The sequence below is a fragment of the Salinibacterium sp. genome (assembly GCF_031364185.1).
Taxonomy (GTDB): Bacteria; Actinomycetota; Actinomycetes; order Actinomycetales; family Microbacteriaceae; genus Rhodoglobus.
Window position 1 is genome coordinate 1 of sequence record NZ_JANLVV010000351.1, and the last position, 1821, is coordinate 1821.

Annotated in this window: 3 protein-coding genes; all 3 read left to right on the forward strand. The window is 67.3% G+C overall.

All coding sequences use genetic code 11. The annotated features are described in order from the left end of the window. Positions 1 to 357 (forward strand): thiamine pyrophosphate-dependent enzyme (locus RMN95_RS15580; protein WP_309617822.1); only part of this gene is annotated, 357 nt, incomplete at its 5' end. Beyond that, the gene (locus RMN95_RS15585; protein ID WP_309617823.1) at positions 354 to 1412 is read left to right on the forward strand and encodes an alpha-ketoacid dehydrogenase subunit beta; all 1059 of its coding nucleotides are present in this window, start codon (positions 354 to 356) and stop codon (positions 1410 to 1412) included. The genes RMN95_RS15580 and RMN95_RS15585, both read left to right, overlap by 4 nt. Further along, positions 1409 to 1821 (forward strand): biotin/lipoyl-containing protein (locus RMN95_RS15590; protein ID WP_309617824.1); only part of this gene is annotated, 413 nt, incomplete at its 3' end. The genes RMN95_RS15585 and RMN95_RS15590, both read left to right, overlap by 4 nt.

Consider the following 1821-nt stretch of genomic DNA (forward strand, 5'->3'; position numbering starts at 1 on the left):
ACGTTCATCGAGGCCGTCACCTACCGGATGGGACCGCACACGACGGCGGATGATCCCACCCGGTATCGAGACGCGGCCGAGCTGGAGGCCTGGCGCCGCAAAGACCCGATCGATCGCCTCGGTGTCTATCTGCGATCAACAGGCACCCTCAGCGACAGCGCGCAGGCCGAGATCGACCAGGAATCTGATGCGGTTGCCGCCGAACTGCGCGCGAGGTGTCTCGCGATGCCGGATCCGGAGCCGCTGAGCATCTTCGACCATGTCTACAGCGAGCCGCACACCGGGATCGCCGGCCAGCGCGACAGATACGAGCGCTACCTGCGCATGTTCGAGGAGAACGGGGCCGTGACGTCATGACCATTGCCGAGGCATCCACTCGCCCTACCGAAACAACTACCACAACCCTCACTCTGGGCAAGGCGATCAACGCGGGCCTTGCTCGCGCCATGGAAAACGATGATCGCGTGATGCTGATGGGCGAAGATATCGGCACGCTCGGCGGCGTCTACCGCATCACCGAGGGCCTGCAGGCACGCTTCGGCGAGCGCAGGGTGATGGATACGCCGCTTGCGGAATCGGCCATTCTGGGCACCGCCATCGGGCTGGCATACGCCGGCTACCGTCCCGTGTGCGAGATCCAGTTCGACGGGTTCATCTACCCCGCGTTCGACCAGATTGTCAGCCAGGTCGCCCGCATGCACTCCCGCACCCGTGGCGCCGTGCGCATGCCGCTCACGATCCGGGTGCCCTTCGGCGGGGGCATCGGGGCCGCTGAGCACCACTCCGACTCGCCCGAGGCCTATTTCACGCACACCTCGGGGCTGAGGGTGGTGAGCATCTCGAGCCCGCAGGACGCGTTCACGGTCATCCAGGAAGCGATCGCTTGTGACGACCCTGTGCTGTTCTTCGAGCCCAAGCGCAGATACCACCTGAAAGGCGAGGTGCGGATGGATGACGCGGCCGCCGACCGCGCATCGATGGGCTCGGCCGCCATCGTCGCCCACGGCACCGACGTGACACTCGTCGCCTATGGGGGGCTCGTGCACACCGCCATCGCCGCGGCGCAGGCCGCCCGGTCGGAGGGCATCTCGGTGGAAGTTGTCGACCTCCGGTCGCTGTCACCGATCGACTTCACCACCGTCAGCGAATCGGTCAGCAAGACGGGCAGGCTCGTGATCACGCATGAGGCCGCCGAGACGTGCGGGCTCGGCGCCGAGATCGCGGCGGGGATCACCGAACGGTGTTTCTACAGCCTCGAGCACGCCCCGGTCAGGGTCACCGGCTTCGACATCCCCTACCCCGCGTCGCGGCTGGAGAAGCACCACCTACCCGACCTCGACCGGATTCTCGACGGGATCGACCGCGCCATGGACCGCCCCAACTCGCTCACCGGAACCCGGAACTTCTCGTGACCGTCAAGGAGTTCCGTCTGCCCGACCTCGGGGAAGGTCTCACCGAATCGGAGGTGGCGGTCTGGCGCGTGGCCGTCGGGGACACCGTCACACTGAACCAGGTCATCGCCGAAGTCGAGACCGCGAAAGCCCTCGTCAACCTGCCGTCCCCCTACGCCGGCGTCGTCACCCGGCTGTTTGTCGAGTCCGGCACCACGGTCACCGTCGGAGACCCGATCATCGCGTTCGAGGTCGATGGCCCGGCCACCGCCACCGCCACCGCCACCGCCGAAGATGACCTGCCGCCCAATCTCGTCGGGTACGGCGCCATTGCCGAGTCGTCGACAAACCCGGCCCGACGCGCCCGGACACTGCCAGCGACGCACACCACTGGAGCGCCCCCCGAGCTCGTACACGCCGGCCGGCTCGC